Annotated in this window: 1 protein-coding gene; it reads right to left on the bottom strand. The window is 60.9% G+C overall.

The features are described 5' to 3' along the window. A partial coding sequence (locus A3736_RS17895) for a hypothetical protein (protein ID WP_233999298.1) occupies positions 1 to 252 on the bottom strand: 252 nt, incomplete at its 3' end. Positions 253 to 294: the final 42 nt, after the last annotated feature.

The raw sequence follows: 294 nt of genomic DNA, 5'->3' as shown, positions 1-294 counted from the left end.
AATCAGCGCGCTGTCGCGCTGCCGACCTGCGCGAGCGCGAGACCGCACGATGAAGATGAGTGCGCTCAAAACGAACGCGATGGCTGTCGACGCAAATCTGCGAGCCCTTGTCGGCCCTCGCCGACACAAAATTGCGATGCCATCAAGCATATCGGACGCAGCCGCGAGCAGTTCACCAAGCGCAGCCCACGCCTCGCTCAGTCGATCAGCCCCTTGCCCTTCAGTTTCGGTCTGTTTTGCCGCGCTGTCCATAAACCCATTGTAGGTCGCGCACCTCGCATATCCAAGCGTCGC

This window comes from Erythrobacter sp. HI0063 (assembly GCF_001635685.1).
Classification (GTDB): domain Bacteria; phylum Pseudomonadota; class Alphaproteobacteria; order Sphingomonadales; family Sphingomonadaceae; genus Qipengyuania.
The sequence above is the reverse complement of the archived record's forward strand: the minus strand, read 5'-3'. Positions and strand labels throughout refer to the sequence as shown.